The 16,509-nt window shown below is 42.6% G+C and carries 15 protein-coding genes and 1 pseudogene; 7 read left to right on the forward strand and 9 right to left on the reverse strand.

Features of this window, described 5'->3' with window-relative positions; genetic code table 11:
• Nucleotides 1-2 precede the first annotated feature (2 nt).
• From psbA to HUN01_RS27460, 3 genes are all read right to left on the reverse strand, one after another.
• A complete protein-coding gene (psbA, locus tag HUN01_RS27450; protein ID WP_181928802.1) occupies nucleotides 3-1,085 on the reverse strand; it encodes a photosystem II q(b) protein in 1,083 nt (360 codons plus the stop codon).
• A gap of 339 nt (nucleotides 1,086-1,424) precedes the next feature.
• Nucleotides 1,425-2,924 carry an MBOAT family O-acyltransferase gene (locus tag HUN01_RS27455; RefSeq protein WP_181928803.1) on the reverse strand — a complete coding sequence of 500 codons (1,500 nt, stop codon included), beginning with the start codon at nucleotides 2,922-2,924 and terminating at the stop codon, nucleotides 1,425-1,427.
• A gap of 104 nt (nucleotides 2,925-3,028) precedes the next feature.
• Complete coding sequence (locus HUN01_RS27460) at nucleotides 3,029-6,037, reverse strand: DUF1574 domain-containing protein (protein ID WP_181928804.1); 3,009 nt, start codon at nucleotides 6,035-6,037, stop codon at nucleotides 3,029-3,031.
• 442 nt (nucleotides 6,038-6,479) lie between these two features.
• On the opposite strand from HUN01_RS27460, the gene HUN01_RS27465 reads away from it, so the two are divergent.
• The 4 genes from HUN01_RS27465 to HUN01_RS27475 all read left to right on the forward strand — a co-directional run bounded on the left by HUN01_RS27465 (nucleotide 6,480) and on the right by HUN01_RS27475 (nucleotide 10,316).
• On the forward strand, nucleotides 6,480-6,734 hold the full coding sequence (locus tag HUN01_RS27465; protein ID WP_069072037.1) for a hypothetical protein: 255 nt from the start codon (nucleotides 6,480-6,482) through the stop codon (nucleotides 6,732-6,734).
• An 84-nt stretch (nucleotides 6,735-6,818) separates the two neighbouring features.
• Entirely contained in the window at nucleotides 6,819-8,879 is a 2,061-nt protein-coding gene (locus HUN01_RS27470) for a phosphoenolpyruvate carboxylase (protein WP_420832748.1), read from the forward strand.
• Nucleotides 8,880-8,919: 40 nt separating this feature from the next.
• The gene (locus HUN01_RS36670; RefSeq protein WP_420832819.1) at nucleotides 8,920-9,954 is read left to right on the forward strand and encodes a phosphoenolpyruvate carboxylase; all 1,035 of its coding nucleotides are present in this window, start codon (nucleotides 8,920-8,922) and stop codon (nucleotides 9,952-9,954) included.
• A 107-nt stretch (nucleotides 9,955-10,061) separates the two neighbouring features.
• A complete protein-coding gene (locus HUN01_RS27475; RefSeq protein ID WP_181928805.1) occupies nucleotides 10,062-10,316 on the forward strand; it encodes a hypothetical protein in 255 nt (84 codons plus the stop codon).
• Nucleotides 10,317-10,541: 225 nt separating this feature from the next.
• Here HUN01_RS27475 and HUN01_RS27480 read toward each other — a convergent pair whose 3' ends face one another.
• Nucleotides 10,542-11,216, reverse strand: coding sequence for a DUF1997 domain-containing protein (locus tag HUN01_RS27480; RefSeq protein ID WP_181928806.1), 675 nt, complete (start codon nucleotides 11,214-11,216; stop codon nucleotides 10,542-10,544).
• A 177-nt stretch (nucleotides 11,217-11,393) separates the two neighbouring features.
• Between HUN01_RS27480 and HUN01_RS27485 the strand changes: the two genes are divergently transcribed.
• Both HUN01_RS27485 and HUN01_RS27490 read left to right on the forward strand, forming a co-directional pair.
• A complete protein-coding gene (locus tag HUN01_RS27485; protein ID WP_181928807.1) occupies nucleotides 11,394-12,053 on the forward strand; it encodes an NAD(P)H-binding protein in 660 nt (219 codons plus the stop codon).
• Nucleotides 12,054-12,275: 222 nt separating this feature from the next.
• Nucleotides 12,276-12,926 (forward strand): glycoside hydrolase family 24 protein, encoded by a 651-nt coding sequence (locus HUN01_RS27490; RefSeq protein ID WP_238845672.1) that lies wholly within the window; start codon nucleotides 12,276-12,278, stop codon nucleotides 12,924-12,926.
• A 14-nt stretch (nucleotides 12,927-12,940) separates the two neighbouring features.
• Here the strand turns inward: HUN01_RS27490 and menH are convergent, their stop codons facing one another.
• The 4 genes and pseudogenes from menH to lptC (HUN01_RS36680) all read right to left on the reverse strand — a co-directional run.
• The gene (menH, locus tag HUN01_RS27495) at nucleotides 12,941-13,759 is read right to left on the reverse strand and encodes a 2-succinyl-6-hydroxy-2,4-cyclohexadiene-1-carboxylate synthase (RefSeq protein WP_181928808.1); all 819 of its coding nucleotides are present in this window, start codon (nucleotides 13,757-13,759) and stop codon (nucleotides 12,941-12,943) included.
• 326 nt (nucleotides 13,760-14,085) lie between these two features.
• A complete protein-coding gene (locus tag HUN01_RS27500) occupies nucleotides 14,086-14,487 on the reverse strand; it encodes a metal-sensing transcriptional repressor (protein ID WP_181928809.1) in 402 nt (133 codons plus the stop codon).
• A gap of 139 nt (nucleotides 14,488-14,626) precedes the next feature.
• Entirely contained in the window at nucleotides 14,627-15,268 is a 642-nt protein-coding gene (gene lptC, locus HUN01_RS36675; RefSeq protein WP_420832820.1) for an LPS export ABC transporter periplasmic protein LptC, read from the reverse strand.
• Between the two features lie 150 nt (nucleotides 15,269-15,418).
• Nucleotides 15,419-15,700, reverse strand: a pseudogene (lptC, locus tag HUN01_RS36680) (LPS export ABC transporter periplasmic protein LptC); the annotation flags it as partial.
• Between lptC (HUN01_RS36680) and HUN01_RS36685 the strand changes: the two are divergent.
• Nucleotides 15,630-15,788: an AlpA family phage regulatory protein gene (locus tag HUN01_RS36685; RefSeq protein WP_420832749.1), complete on the forward strand. Its 159-nt coding sequence runs from the start codon at nucleotides 15,630-15,632 to the stop codon at nucleotides 15,786-15,788. The pseudogene lptC (HUN01_RS36680) and the gene HUN01_RS36685 overlap by 71 nt on opposite strands.
• Nucleotides 15,789-15,834: 46 nt before the next feature.
• Here the strand turns inward: HUN01_RS36685 and HUN01_RS27510 are convergent, their stop codons facing one another.
• Nucleotides 15,835-16,464, reverse strand: a complete 630-nt coding sequence (locus HUN01_RS27510) for a LabA-like NYN domain-containing protein (RefSeq protein WP_094348455.1) — start codon at nucleotides 16,462-16,464, stop codon at nucleotides 15,835-15,837.
• Between the last annotated feature and the right edge of the window lie 45 nt (nucleotides 16,465-16,509).

Here is a 16,509-nt window from a genome sequence, read left to right on the forward strand (position 1 = left end):
TATTAACCGTTGATAGCAGGAGCAGTCATTGCTACAGGTGCAGCTTCACCAGCAGCCAAATCTAGGGGGAAGTTGTGAGCGTTACGCTCGTGCATTACTTCCATACCCAAGTTAGCGCGGTTGATTACGTCTGCCCAGGTGCTGATGACGCGACCTTGGGAGTCAATGATTGATTGGTTGAAGTTGAAACCGTTCAGGTTGAATGCCATCGTGCTGATACCCAAAGCGGTGAACCAGATACCGACGACAGGCCAAGCTGCGAGGAAGAAGTGCAGTGAACGGCTGTTGTTGAAGGAAGCGTATTGGAAGATTAGACGACCGAAGTAGCCGTGGGCTGCAACGATGTTGTAGGTTTCTTCTTCTTGACCGAACTTGTAACCATAGTTTAGAGATTCGGTTTCGGTGGTTTCACGCACCAAGGAAGAAGTTACTAGAGAACCGTGCATTGCAGAGAACAAGGAACCACCGAATACACCAGCCACACCCAACATGTGGAAGGGGTGCATCAAGATGTTATGTTCTGCTTGGAACACAATCATGAAGTTGAAGGTTCCAGAGATACCCAAAGGCATACCATCAGAGAAAGAACCTTGACCGATTGGGTAGATCAAGAATACTGCGGTAGCAGAAGCCAAAGGTGCGCTGTAAGCTACGCAGATCCAAGGACGCATACCTAAGCGGAAAGAAAGTTCCCACTGACGACCGAGGTAGGCAGCACAACCGATTAAGAAGTGGAAAACTACCAACTGGTAAGGGCCGCCATTGTACAACCACTCATCTAAGGAAGCTGCTTCCCAGATTGGGTAGAAGTGCAAGCCGATGGCGTTTGAAGAAGGAACAACTGCACCAGAGATGATGTTGTTTCCGTAGATCAAAGAACCTGCAACTGGTTCGCGGATACCATCGATGTCCACAGGAGGAGCAGCGATAAAGGCAATTACGAAGCAGGTGGTCGCAGCTAGCAGGGTAGGAATCATCAAAACACCAAACCAACCGATGTAAATACGGTTGTCAGTGCTGGTGATCCACTCGCAAAAGCGATCCCATACGCTAGCGCCAGAGCGCCGTTGTAAGGTTGTGGTCATTGTTTTATAAGTGCTATTTGTTGTTAAATATGGAACAAGCAAGATTGATTTTGCTTGTTGAAATACAGTCTACATGAATTTACTTTGACGCGATCTTTGACTTAATATTCTGTAACAGTATTCTTTAAAAAGATCATCGAAATATAAAGTTTTCCTACTAGATAAAAGTAATCAAGTGAGGCTTTGTAAGCCACTTCAAGACCAACCTAGCTATAAATTTAATGATGCGATCGCCTAGTTAATTGTCTTTACATTCCTTTACAAATAAGCCGTTATAAAAATTTTAAGTCCTGTTGTTTTGTAACGAAATAATAAGTTGTAAATTGACTTATGTTTCTGTTAAAAATCAAAGTAAATGTAGGGCAAACTGCCTTCAGGAGCGAATAACCAAACAGCGTAGAAGCAGATGGGAACGAAGACAAGCTTAAGAGGCCAGTTAAACTCTAACTTCAGCATTCGGTTGAAGGCATAGACTATAGCCATGAAGGCAGCTAAAGTTAGAAGTACCCAAGTGAGTTGGTATTGACTCATATTTAAGGCATCTACATAGACCTTTTGAGCAAACTGGGCATCAGCTGGATAACCCCAAAGATGGCGAATTACCAAAGAAGAGTCTTGAAGATTAGGTAGACGGAACCAAATCCAAGAGGTAAAAACCATCAATTGAGTTAAGAACCAAGCTACAAAGATACCCAGAGGATTTTGCCAGAAATGTTCTAGATTTTCAAAGCGATCGCTCATAGTATCTGTAAGTCGATGAACCACCAAGGCTAACCCGTGGAATATGCCCCAAACTACATAACCCAAAGCAGCACCGTGCCAGATACCAGCGATTAGCATCACAATAAATAAATTCCAGCAGGTACGGACTAAACCCCGACGGGAACCACCCAAAGGAAAGTAGACATAGTTACGCAGCCAATCTCCTAGAGTCATGTGCCAGCGCCGCCAAAATTCTGAAATATTGGTGCTGAAGTAGGGAAAGTCAAAATTCTCAGGTAGAACCAAGCCGAAAAGCATAGCACTACCACGGGCGATGTCTACGTAACCGTTGAAATCTAGATATAATTGCAAACCGTAGGCGAATGTAGCTAACCAGAGATCGGTACTACCCGCCCGTTGCAGATTACCAAAACATAAATCGACGAAAATTCCAAGGTGGTCTGCAAAAATACCTTTTTTGACTGCGCCTCTAGCAATCAACCACAGCGCCTCAGCTACTCTATCGCTACTGGGAAAGTTTAGTGTATTGAATTGATTTGCTAAGTTGTGATAGCGCGTAATCGGGCCGGAAATGAGTTTGGCAAAGAATAATTTGTAGGTGGCAAATTTGACAAAATTATCACTAGCAGGGGCACCACGATAGACATCTACTAAATAGGCAATGCATTCAAAGGTAAAAAAGGAAATTCCTAATGGTGCAATCAATTTAAAAGAGCTATCTGGTGAGTTTGTTTGCACATGAAAAACAAACTTGAATAAAGGGGTAAAATACTTAAAACCTAATAACAGTAAAACATTTAGAATTATACCCACCCACAAAACTTTTAGACGGCGACGATTCCAATCACCTTGAGCAAATTGCCACTCTTCATTAGAAATTTGCCAATCAAGAGAATGTTTTCCTGGTGATGTATTTTGCCCAATCTCCAGCCCTACACGGAAATTAATAAACGTCAAGGCTAATAGTAATGGTATGTACTGAATATGCAAAGATGCATAGAAAACCAAACTGGCAATTAGCAGCGTCCACAATCGCAATTTCTGTTGTGCCAAAGACCAGTAAATTCCTAATACACTCAATAAGAACAGCCCATAGAAAATTGATATAAAGTTCATTTTTTAGTCATTGGTCATTTGTCATTGGTCATTTGTCATTTGTCATTGGGTATTGTGGATTATTCTCCCCAGTCCCTATTCCCTATTCCCCATTCCCCATTCCCCTACTTCACTGGCCAAGGAATCATCGGGTCATTAGCCAGCTTTTTCGAGACTTCGTATGCACCAAAGCGGTTGAGGTGGCTAGGATCAGAAAAGTAGTCATTTACTTTTATCCACTGTTGGCTCAAATCACGATAAATAAAGTTGGGATTAGTAGCCAAACGCAACATATATTGCTGAAATTCCTGCTCATATTGCCTACGCACTGGATCTAAATAATCTCCTGTCAAAGGCATATTGACAAACACTAAGGAAATTTTCTGAGATTGGGCAAACTGAAGCACTTCTTGAAAAGCAGCATCTTGCTGTCCTTCTACTTGGAAAGATTTATAGTCATTGTCGTAATTTCCGGTAACTCTAGAATATTTTTGATAATATCTAGCGGGATTGAAACGAATAGACAAAGGTAGAAAGCCATCAAAGTCAACTGATTGCCGAGAAGTACTTTCATCTGAAGTACCGTCTGTTAGCTGTCTTTCTGATGCAACTGTCTGATTATGACCAAGTATGAGGAGTTGTTTTTGCAGTAAACTTTTTATTTGATCGCGATTTGGATAGCTACTGGAAACAGATGCTAGAGCTTGATTCAATGACTCATTAACAGCTTGATACGTACTAATCTCCGGTACGTCCTCATTTGTCTTTTTCTCTCCCGAATTTACCGTATTTTCGGCTAAATCATCGCTATTTGCATCTGTTGGAGTTTTTTGGAATGCTTGTTTATAACCAACTGATGCAGCGATGGATTTAAAGGTAATATCCTCGCGTCCACCATTGAAAGCACGAGCACCATCTGCCCAGATAATTATTTTAGGCAGTTCTGATGGTTCTAACACGTGGCGAATCACAAAGTCTACAACTTGTGCGGTAGCACCGTTGATCCCAAAATTAAACACGTCCAGATTTGGATAACCCTGAGTCGCTAAAGCTTTAGAAAGTGCTGCTGGATCTACTCCTCTAAGGGCGCGGGAGGAGCCAATAATCAATACATCTGGCGGACTACCAGTTCTAGCTAAACGCTGTTTATACAGTGCTAGTTGTTCATCTAACTGCCTGACATTGAAACTTGGCATCTGCGATCGCGCTGCTAAAAGAATAGCTGTTGCGGTTGCTTTTTCTTTCAGTGGTGCGGCTGCCAAATTCTTAGTCGGGGTATCATCATTTTGGGTAAATTCCGAAGCATTAAATACAGAACTCTGATTTGGAGGAGATTTTGTCTTGGAAGTGCTGCTAAAAAATGTCGTATTTCCACTCTGATTTTTCCCAGATGTCAAAGATGCCTTATGCTCAGAGGATGATGAAAGCGAGACATTAGCGACTTTTGGCGAACTAGTCCGTGCAATAATTCGACCCAATACCCAATCAGTTTGGAGAGTGAGTAATAATCCCAGTGTTCCCCAAACTAAAGCAATCTTGATTCCTTGAACATCATGGTTATGTTCCGCTGACTGGTTGCTTTCGGTAAATAACTGGCTTTTCAACAGGAATTTTTTCGCTGTTGAACTCGCCGTTGCCATCCAATCTCGCGCTACTTCGGTTACAAAACTTTGAACTTCTTCTGTCGTTAAGTCGGGGCGCAAAATTGGCTCACTAGTCTCAGAGGTTACGAGATCGTTAACGTATTTAGAGGTAGCAGCGAATTCTGGGGTTGCTTCTGGCACTAAACGCTGGCGATGTTCAAGATCAACGCCATAATGCCAAAAAGGTTCTTTATTCCCAGCGCGGCGACCGTATATACGTACTCCCATCATACCGGGAATTTTTAATTGGCGAATAAACTGCGTAATTTTACTTGCTACTTGTTGACGCCCTGGACAAACAGGTGCGTCACACATAATATGCAATAAATCATTTTTGTTCAGTAAAAGTACGCGAATTCCACCTGTCAATAGCCGCCAATCCAGGTCAGGGTTGAGTAAGCGCTCTAGTAAAAAGATGATGGCTGGTTCATCGCCAGTATTTGCCAACTCTAATGGTGATGGGGCAAAGGCGGGATGTGTTGCAGCGGGTAAAGCCAGCCAATCAATCCAAGTGGGTTGCTTGTCGCCTGCTTTTTGTCCGTATACGGTGGCGGCGAGAATGCCTTGAGGAGCGATCGCTTCTAGCTGGGGTACAATCGCCTTTAAGCACACTTCCTTGTCTGGGATTGGGGCAGTTCCTAAGGGATCAAAAGCTGGGGTACAAAAGATATGTAGCGTTGATTCTTTCAGAGAAACTTGGACAGCAACTTTTAACCCTGATAGTACCTCAGTTAATAATCGAGCGATCGCTTGTATATCCCCCCAACGCGCCCACTCTTTTAGCATTACTTCTGGTGGTGTCAAATCCACCCGCAGCAGCCAATCATGTACAGTTTCGCCGCTCACCTGAGAAACAATAACTGCATCTTGGTAGCCGGAAAGATTGAGATAACGCAACTTTTGTGCTATTGGTTCAGCAAGCAAGGATGCATCAGGGCTATAGCTCGATTGGCAAAATATCCACAGGCGATTTTCTTCTGGCTGAGAATTCTTTGGCTTATATAGCTTAATCTTTGCCTGTACCGATACACCTAAGGTACTCAGAGTTTCGCTGAGATATCGAGCGATCGCTTCTGGGTTGCCTTGGCGTGCCAAACTTTCGTTAGAGACAATTAACGCTCCACCCGATTGTTTGGATTTTTCCGAGTCTGCTAGCAAGGCTTGCTCCACCTGCTCCAGATGCTTATCTATTTGATTCAAGTAAACCCGATGGCACCATTTGGGGCGCTGTTCCCCTTTTCTTCGGCCATAGACAAATACTTGATATATTGAGGGTTGTTCGTTACTTGTGAGGATATCTAAGTTTGTTTGCTGTAGTGCTTGCAGCAAATCAGACAAAGTGTGCCAACGCTGCGGACATTCTGTACCTTCACAAAGAATATGAAGGTCATTTCCCCGCAACCGGACTTTCACCCCGAAAGTGTTGATCCCTGTTGCTTGGCTTACCCATTGCACTAAGGATTGCTGGCGATCTGGTAATACTGTTTTCATGCTCAGTTAACTTTACAGGAAGCGATTGTTGGGGGATAGTGCCTGCACTTGTAAACTAGAACCATAGGTCTATCACACTCTGACGTTTTTTTTTAACAATTTTGTTACCTTCGTAGCTCACAAAATCGGCCAAGATAGTCTTGTACAGGTTGCAAGTCTGACTAATGTTGAGTTTTGCGTTTATTTTACTAATAGGGAGTCAGAAATCAGAAGTTAGGAGCCAGGAGTCAGAATAATTTTATATGACTGGCTGATGACTTGTCCTTTAAAACCGGACTCGCGTCCCAATGTGCTAATGTAACGCCCCTGATAGGCGAAACAAACAACAAGCTTATCTCATTTCAACTCCATCCCTTGATCGTTGGAGTCATCTTAACTCCTAACTCTTAACTCCTGACTCATAACTCCTTTTGACTCATATTCCCATAACCAAAAATTAGCAATGCCTCCTACCAACCAACAACCCTCAACTAACCCGCCATCTAATCTGGATTTTTTTAGCATTCCCCAATCTTTCCTTTTACAAATAGGTACAGCGTCTATATTACTGCTGCTCATTACCGGAAAAACTACAGTAAGAGCACTAGAATCCATCGGGGAAGCCAGTGAAGAATTATTTCGAGGCGATCGCCTACCCAACCTCGACTTCCCAGATGAACACGAAATCAATCAAGATGAGAAGATATACACCAAATAATTATTTGCTCAGGAACAACCCGGTGAGCATTAAGTGCAAAACCTAGAACCGTAAACAGTAATTAGCTTTACAAGAATAGAGAATATGGGTTCCCTTTTATACTCTTCGTCTCAAACTGCGGATATATACCCGGTGTCGGAATTATTTTTGCGTCATCGTCTCCAGGTAGTGGAAGAATTGTGGGAGTCAGTTCTCCGGCAAGAATGCGGTCAAAATATGGTAGATCTGTTGCGGCAGTTGCGCGATCTATGTTCACCAGAAGGACAAGCAACAAATGACCAAGCATCCTCAGCCGTTAAATTAATTGAACAACTAAATATCAACGAAGCAATCCGTGCGGCTCGTGCTTTCGCTCTATATTTTCAGTTGATCAACATCATAGAGCAGGAATACGAACAACGGCAGCAATTGAGCCGCTATGAAGCAGAAACAGAAGCGACAGATGCAGAAAGAGCATCTAATGTCAACTATTCTTCCAATCAAAGAGAAGATGATGCGCCTGTTAGCAAGGGAATAGCAGCAGAATTGCTAAGAAAGAGTTATCTAGAAAAAGCGCAAGTCAAACCAAAAGGGACTTTTGCTGCTTTATTTCCCTATTTATTCAAACTGAATGTACCACCCCAGCAAATTCAACGTCTAATTGCACATCTGGATGTGCGCTTAGTTTTCACAGCACACCCAACGGAAATTGTTCGTCATACCATCCGCGATAAGCAGCGCCAGGTGGTACAACTCTTACAAAAACTAGATGCCTTGGAAAACCATTCTGGTGGTACATCTGGGGGATATGCTTGGGAAGCAGCAGATGTCCGCGAACAATTGCTCGAAGAAATTCGCTTGTGGTGGCGCACAGATGAACTTCACCAGTTTAAACCCACGGTGCTAGACGAAGTAGATTATGCCCTGCACTACTTCCAAGAAGTTTTGTTTGATGGCATTCCCCAACTTTATAAACGTTTCAAACATACCCTATCCAATACCTTTCCTTGGCTAGAACCACCGAGTAAAAACTTTTGCTCTTTCGGCTCTTGGGTAGGCTCAGACAGAGATGGGAATCCATCAGTCACACCCGAAATTACCTGGAAGACAGCTTGCTATCAGCGCAAAATGGTGATCGGGAGATATATTCAGTCAGTGAAAAATCTGATTGAATTGTTGAGTGTATCGATGCACTGGAGTGATGTTTTACCAGACTTACTGGAATCTCTAGAATTGGATCAGTCCCAGTTGAGTGAGGTATATGATGCGCTGGCGTTGCGTTATCGACAAGAACCCTATCGGCTCAAACTGGCTTATGTGCTGAAACGGCTGGAAAATACTCGCGATCGCAATCTAGCTTTATACAATCGAGAAACGCCAAAAAATCAAGATAGCCCCCTGTATCTTTCCGGAGCCGATTTTTTAGCAGAACTGCGGATGATTCAGCGCAACTTGACAGAAACAGGTTTAAGCTGTCGAGAATTAGAAAATCTCATTTGTCAAGTAGAAATTTTTGGTTTTAACTTGACACAGCTAGATATTCGCCAAGAATCATCCCGCCACGCCGATGCGCTGAATGAAATCCTGGAATACCTGCAAATATTACCTCAACCTTACAACGAACTCTCTGAGGAGCAAAGAGTCGCTTGGCTCACAGGAGAACTGCAAACCCGTCGGCCATTAATTCCGGCAGAATTGCCATTTTCCGAAAAAACCAACGATGTAATTGAAACCTTTCGCGTCGTGCGATCGCTCCAACAAGAATTTGGTCTGAATATCTGCCAAACTTACATTATCAGCATGTGCCGCGACGTGAGCGACGTGCTGGAAGTATTGCTGTTAGCCAAAGAAGCCAGACTTTTTGACCCCGCCATTGCTGTAGGAACTATTCAAGTTGTCCCCCTATTTGAAACAGTAGAAGACTTACAACGCTCCCGAAGCGTCATGCGAAAACTGTTTGAACTCCCCTTATATCGCGCCTTATTAGCCGGCGGCTACGAACAGACAAAAACAGAGAGCGCTGTTGTGGATGAAAATTCATCCTCCCCTGCCTCCCCCTGCCTCCCCCTGCCTCCCCCTGCCTCCCCTGCCCCCCCCCCTACTTTCCCCCTCCCCCTCCCCCCCTCACCCCCCAACTTGCAAGAAGTAATGCTGGGGGTATTCTGACAGCAACAAAGACTCTGGTTTTTTAAGTAGCAACTGGGAAATTCATAAAGCCCAAAAATCACTGCAACAAATAGCAGAAAACTATGATCTAAGTTTGCGAATTTTCCACGGACGCGGCGGTTCTGTAGGACGAGGTGGTGGCCCTGCTTACGAAGCGATTTTGGCTCAACCCGGTCATAGTATCAATGGACGAATCAAGATTACCGAACAAGGAGAAGTTTTGGCTTCCAAATACTCCTTGTTGGACTTGGCTTTGTACCACATGGAAACCATCACCACAGCTGTGATTCAAGCTAGCCTACTGCGGACAGGGTTTGATGATATTGAACCCTGGAATGAGATTATGGAAGAATTAGCAGCGCGATCGCGTCAACATTATCGTGCTTTAATTTACGAACAGCCTGATTTTGTTGACTTCTTCCACCAAGTAACCCCAATTGAAGAAATTAGCCAGCTACAAATTAGTTCTCGTCCAGCCCGCCGTCCATCTGGTAAGAAAGATTTAAGTAGTCTGCGAGCTATTCCTTGGGTATTTAGCTGGACACAAACTAGATTTTTGCTGCCTTCCTGGTACGGCGTTGGCACAGCTTTACAAGACTTCTTGAACGCAGAACCAGAAGAACATTTGAAATTGCTGCGCTACTTTTATGTTAAGTGGCCGTTCTTCAAGATGGTGATTTCTAAAGCCGAGATGACGTTGGCAAAAGTAGATATGCAAATGGCACATCACTACGTCCAAGAATTGTCAAAACCAGAAGATCAACTTCGTTTTGCCAAGGTTTTTGACCAAATTGCCAGCGAGTTCTATCTGACAAGAGATTTGGTGTTAAAAATCACCGATCACAATCGACTGTTAGATGGTGATCCTGTATTGCAGCGATCTGTGCAGTTACGCAATGGCACAATTGTCCCCTTGGGATTTATCCAAGTTTCACTACTTAAGCGCCTACGCCAGTCCCTAAATACTAATGCTACTTCTGGAGTCATCCACTCTCGTTACAGCAAAGGCGAGTTACTGCGAGGGGCATTGTTAACTATTAATGGTATTGCCGCCGGGATGAGAAATACTGGTTGATTGGGAATGGCGCATTGGGCATGGGGCATGGGAATAAGGGACAAATGACCAATGACAAATGACAAATGACCAATGACAAATGACAAATGACAAATGACCAATGACCAATGACAAAAAATAGAATTTTAATTTGCACTTTTTTGGCGTTGTCATCAGGTTTTTTTGGTGCTTACACCAGTGGGCAAATTACCATAATGCTGCATAGCCAAAAGTGCCAAAACCAACCTTGGGGTTTAAAGGAGATGTGCAACGCTTGGATGACACCAGGAGCAATATGGCAAGGTAGCACAACAGGACTGTGGACAGGTACTGTTTTAGGGGCGTTTGTTGGTGGTTTGGTGACGCGACAAGCTCGTGATTAGTCTGTTGACTAATTAATCAAACGTGAATTCGATGAATCTCTCCTTAACTTGAACTAAAGTTCAAGCCTGTCCCTTTGCAATTACAACAAAGTTATCTGTTGAGGCGAGTAGGGGAAAAGAAATTGCTTAATAACTCTCTTTCCTCCCCTACCTCGCCTGCTTATCCGAATTGTATTGTCCCCACTCGTGACTATCCATTAGTCAGATTTTTCTTAACACTTTCGTTCACCGCTTTTGCCTGGAATTGGCATTAAAGGGTATGTCCAAAGACTTATGAAAATCTTCCTGAACTTTGCGAGTTAAGCGGCGGGAGACTTGGCGGACGATTTGGTTAAGTACGCGATCGCCTGTAGATTGAACTAGAGACTTGGGTAATCGCTGAATAAACCGGGGAAAGTGAATATAAACTATTAAATCCAATTCCCATTCAACCCTTGTAACCTCCCCAATACTAGAGGAAACATCCGTTTCTATTAACTTGAGGGCTGCGTGGTAGTCTACGTCATAACCAGGCGGCTGATAGTCAGGAATGGGGATTGTACGGATGCGGTAAATACCTTCCTCTGGGGGCAACAATTCTAAACCAATTTTCGGTTCTACTTCATAACCGAAAGAACCAAAACGACCAATTACTAAAGCATAGCCATTTTCCCCAAGTGATTGTACCTTCATGGGTTCAGCGCAGCGCGAAAACCATGAGGCGTGAGCATTGAGATACTCAGCAACCTTCTCTACTGGGGCAGCCATTTCCATACAGTCTTGATAACGACCGTAAAATTTTGTGAGCGTTGCTACATTTGCTTCGGTTAATGTTTCCTTAGCTTCTTCTTGGGTGGAGGCTACAGGTAAAACTGCTTCTGTTATTTCCCAGGATTTATATTCGCTTTTTCTTGAAAGCATAAATGCATTACTGTATACTTTGGCGTTCGTCTATATTAATGATTCCCCACGCGCCTGGGTCATTTCGCATTCAAATCCCATTTTACTGAAACCTTATTAATCTGCCATCAACTCCATAGAATTACTAAAATAAAGAACTGAACAAGCACACAATAGTTTCCCAGGATAGCATTTCTCATGAAAGCATTTGTAGCAGGGGCAACGGGTGAAACAGGTCGCCGGATTGTGCAAGAATTGATAGCGCGGAATATTCCCGTCCGAGCCTTGGTGCGGGATATAGAAAAAGCTAGGGGTATTCTCTCTCCTGAAGCCGAATTAGTTGTAGGCGACGTTTTACAACCAGAAAGTCTGGCTGCTGCGTTGGGAGATAGCACAGTTCTGTTGGTTGCAACTGGCGCAAAACCGAGCTTTGACCCCACTGGCCCCTATAAAGTGGATTTTGAAGGGACTAAAAATTTAGTAGATGCTGCTAAAACAAAGGGAATTGAACATTTTGTCTTAGTTTCTTCTTTGTGTATTTCGCAGCTTTTCCATCCACTGAATTTGTTTTGGCTGATTTTGTTGTGGAAAAAACAAGCTGAAGAGTATATCCAAAAAAGTGGTATTACTTATACGATTGTGCGACCTGGTGGCTTGAAGAATGAAGATAATTCCGACCCCATTGTGATGCAGAGTGCAGATACACTGTTTGAGGGTAGCATCCCCAGGCAGAAAGTCGCCCAAGTTGCTATTGAGGCGCTGTTTGAAGCAGATGCACGGAATAAAATTGTCGAAATTGTTGCCAAACCTGAAGCTAGCTCCAAAACTTTTGGGGAATTATTTGCTAACGTTGCGTAATCAATCAGTGAAGAGTTAGGAGCAACACGCGCTAGGGGGTGCATCTATGCGCCCCCTACGAACAGTCGGTATGTATTGGATGGAAGTGAACTTTGCCAGAATGAGCGCGTCAATTATTGTTGTTAGCAAACAGAGCAAATTTGAAGGAGTTAGACTCTGAAAGGCTTTGAATTCAAGGGTGTTGAAAAACTTATTGGCCCAATAGCCGCGCTTCTCGGCTTTGTGTATTTATTGCAATGGTATATTGGAGACTTGCGATCGCCTTCTGATCCCATCTTTGAAAATAAACAGCCGCCTTTGGTTATGAAACAGGGCGACCCCTATATTCGCGCTTTAATGCGAACTATCTCGGCAAGTGAGGCTAGTGGGAACCGTCCCTATTCGCTGTTATACGGTGGACAGCAAGTTAATGACCTCAGCCGACATCCTGAGATATGCGTCACAATTGTCACAGGCCCCAATACAGGTAATTGTTCTACCGCTGCTGGCAGATATCAAATTATTAACATTACTTGGGATCGTTTAGCCCCCCGTTATCATCCAAATCCAATGCAGATGATGTTTTGGACTGGTTATAGTTTTGAAGCAGAATATCAAGATGTAGTAGTTTACCGATGGTTAAATGATTCTAAAGTTTGGGGAGTTGATATTTCTCAACTGTTGCGTCAGGGAAAGATAAATGATGTTTTGCGGCGACTCTCTCCCACCTGGACAAGTTTAGGATATGGGATAGAAACTAATTCTGTTAGTAGCTCTTTACCTAAGATTTATCAGAAAATGTTGCAAGAGGAATTAACCGCAGTTAATCAACCAACAGCCCCGAATTTGACACCATCCCCAACTCCTTCTAGCAAGGCAATAAAGAAGCAGTAAGGTTATATTAATTTTTAACTTGCTGCGGACAAAAAATATTTGATATTTTCCACAAATGCCAAGGTATTTTCAAAGTGGATATTATGTCCAGCATCATCAATTATTTTCATCTGGGCAAATTCACATCTTTTAGCCATTTCTGCATTAATAGATATAAATTTTTTATCATATTGACCAACTAATAAGAGAATAGGAATTGTATTATCTTTTAGCTTTTCCCATAAAGAAGGTTGGTATCCAGTACCCATAAAGCGCAGTGATTTATCTAATTCCTGGGGATTGTTCTGCAACCTACTTTCTACCATGCGATCGTATTCTGGATGATTTTTTATACAAGCAAAAATCGGCTGCTCATACCAATTTGATAAAAAAGCGGCAAAATCGTTTTTTTCAAAACTTCTTATTACCTTTCTACCTATTTGCGTATCAAGTTTAATGCGTTCTAATCGTTCTGCTTCTGTTGGCAAACCTGGGGAAGCTGACTCTAGTACAACTTTATAAAAACGTTCTGGAAAATTCAGGGTAAGATATAAAGCTAATCTTCCACCCATTGAATAACCAACTAAAAAGCATTTGGCAATTTTTAACTCATCCAGCAAGTTGATTAAAGCATGGGCAGTATTTGTCATTGTATAGTAATCATCCCCGGCCAAAACTTGGGTTTTGCCATGTCCAGGGAGATCAATTGTTAAATAAGAAAATTCATCAGATAGTAATTTTATAGCTTCATCAAATTCATCTATATTACCCATGAAACCATGCAGAAAAATAATCAGTGGTTTTTCTGGGTTGCCCATGAAAGAATAGTAAAATTGATAATTTTTTATGACCATATTCTAGTTAAAAACCATCTTTGCTGCACAGCATGTTATCTTATACCAATTCTCTGTGAAGCTGCATATTATTTTGACCCCTCCCAACCTCCCCTTGCCAAGGGGAGGTGCCGCAGGTGGTAGGGTTATTTTTATGCGTCTTCATAAAGAATTGGTATTATGGAGTAAGGTTTTTTTCTCGTTCCTTTTTATAGGAAGAAACGAGGTAGAAGGAGAGAAAGTCTATTAAAATAGGTTGTCTACAAGTTCGCAACATGATATTGCTGAGGTGAATATCATGATGCACTATTGAATAGCGAATGTATCCTACATTATTTTTTTAATTTTTAAGGTAAAAATCGATCTAAAGCAGCTTTTAACTGTTTAATTTCAACGTCAATATTACCTTCTTGTGCGGCTCTACCAATGCACTCGGTTAAATGTTCATCCAAAACAATTCGTGCAACCCGATCTAATGCGCCCCGCACTGCGGCAATTTGCAGTAGAACATCAGGACAAGGGGTACTTTGCTGCACCATTGCCTTAATACCACGAACATGTCCTTCTATACGCGATAATCGATTGACAATTCGCCGTAGAGATTCTTCACTATGGACGTGAGGATGAGCAGACTTTCCAACCCCATGAGTTGGATCTGTCTGCTCTTGCTCTGTATCGTGATGGTGGGAATGTTCTACTTGCTGGGGTGTTGGCAAGGATTCCTCACCTAATCTGTTTGATCCATTCATGGGTTATCAAAGGACTTGTAGTACTAAAATCCTAGCCTAGTACTCGACCAAAATTTATGAATGGGGAAATAGGGAGAATAGGGAGATGAGGGAGATTGAGAATAACTACTATAAACAATCCCCCATGCCCTGAACTCTACTACTGACGATTGGCTCTTTCTTGGGGAATAATCTCCGTTACGACCCTACCGCTAGGACTGCCACCTTTGACAACAATATTTTCTGTTTGCAGATTACCAACGGCTGTTTCACCCGCAAAATTTAATTGTGGGTCAACTTGCCGATAAAGCACATTTCCCTGAGCTTCAACTAACTTCTTGTCTAGATACCAAGTTAGTGTATTGGATCTCAAAGACTGGCGACGCTGGCCAACGGCGTTGACGTTACCTTTTAAATAAACGGTTTTTTGCGGTATTTTCATTTCACCTTGATTAGCTGTCACTGTGACATTTTCGGCACGCTGGAACATTCGCGTGGGCGAATTTGTGGTGACAGTTTCTGTGTTCATGTTCCAGGTCATAGAGTTACTAGCTATTTGCAGTGGTGGGTCTAGTAATTCTAGTTGAGCATTTTTCTGGACAGTGGCAATTTTTGTTTTTAAGTTGACTTCGGCAGAATTTCCTTTGCCGCGATCGCTAATTTTATTATCTTTGTAGCGATCAATTTCTATGGGGCGATCGCCAATCAGTTTTTCTTCTTTAATATTCCAGATCAAATGCTCGGTTCTGACTTGTAACTGGGGATCAGCAGAATTTGCTACTACCCCTCCAGAAAATTCCATCCGCTGTTCGCGGGTTTTAACTCGCGCTTCCTGCGCCACTGCTTTTAGTTGTTTATGAGTGCCGTTAATCTGGTTGCGGACAATCAACAAATCTTCTTGGGGACGCCATTCTAATTCATTACCTTGCAACACAATTCCATTACTAGGATCTGTGGCAAGTATTTTCCCCTTAAGAAACAGCTGCTTCCCATCTTGCTCAATGTCTGCAACATCTGCTTTGATTTGGTAAACTACTTTACCATCTTGGTATAGTTCACCATAAGGACTTTCAGCCTGACCAATTTGTTTTTCTTTGGTGTATTTTGCGGTTTTAGCCCTGACTTTCCAAATTGGTCGTCCCACTTCATCTGCTTGTTCTAGGGTGACATCAAAGAAAGTCAAATCGCTATCTGGATTAGATGAATCCGCAGTTTTTTCTTGGGAAACAGAGGGAGATTTTCCTCCGCAGGCAACTAAACCAAATACCAAACAAAAGGTCAAAGGTAAAATAAGAAAAGAGGGAGTGGAGGAGAAATTTTGAATTTTTCTCTTGCCCCATCTCCCCTTTTGATGAAATTTATACGCCATTATTCTTGGATTTCTAGGTGTCCATCACTAGTTCTGGGGTCTTCCAAAAAACCGATGCCAGATAAAGGCCGGTATGGATAACTTTGGCGAGGGGTTTTTTGAATATCCTCTTTGATGGCTTCTAAATCGATGTAGCGATCGCTTACATTAATTAAGCTGTCACTGGTCATCGAACGCAAGCTCACTACTTCTACCCGCACGCCACGATAGCTCACTGAATTAACTGCATAAGCTAAATCCCCATCACCGCTGACTAAAACTGCGGTATCATAAGAATCTACTAGTGCCATCATATCGACTGCTATTTCTACATCCAGGTTAGCTTTTTTAGAACCATCTGGTAGCTGGACTAAATCCTTAGCAATGACTCGATAGCCATTGCGACGCATCCACAGCAGAAAACCCTGTTGCTTCTCGTTTGTCCGGTCTACACCAGTGTAGAAAAAAGAACGCAGCAGTCTGGAACCTCCAGTTAATCGGCACAATAGCTTGGTGTAATCAATTTCGATTCCTAGTTGCAGTGCAGCGTAAAATAAATTTGAGCCATCTATAAATATGGCAACTCTACCCCGATTCTCCAAAACTTGTTCTGGCGTAAAGATCGAATCGTTTTCCAAATTATTCAACATCATTGTGATACCTCAATTTTTATCCCTGTTATTTTTGATACAAAT

The organism is Nostoc edaphicum CCNP1411 (genome assembly GCF_014023275.1).
GTDB classification, from domain to species: Bacteria; Cyanobacteriota; Cyanobacteriia; order Cyanobacteriales; family Nostocaceae; genus Nostoc; species Nostoc edaphicum_A.